The sequence below is a fragment of the Monashia sp. HAY1-5C genome, assembly GCF_056755255.1.
The window spans coordinates 1-248 of sequence record NZ_JBPGXG010000607.1 but is presented as its reverse complement, the minus strand read 5'-3'; the positions used below and the strand labels follow the sequence as shown (position 1 = coordinate 248).

Here is a 248-nt window from a genome sequence, read left to right as displayed (position 1 = left end):
TATCAAACGTGTTCTCAAGGAAGCGTGCGAGGAGACAGGTCAGATCAAACAAGTCTTCGTTCTGACCCACAATATTTACTTCCACAAGGAAGTGTCCTTTGACCCTAAACGGGGAGTGGAATGCCGGACGCACGAGACTTTCTGGATCGTCCGCAAGGTGGAGGGTGCTTCAAAAATCGTGAGCTATAAACATAACCCCATCAAGACATCTTATGAACTGTTGTGGGCCGAGGTTCGGAATCCCAACC

1 protein-coding gene is annotated in these 248 nt (G+C 48.8%); it reads left to right on the top strand.

Annotated elements, in window-relative coordinates; all coding sequences use genetic code 11:
• Positions 1 to 248: AAA family ATPase (locus ACR9ZK_RS22920; protein WP_481344218.1), on the top strand; the 248-nt coding region annotated here is incomplete at both ends.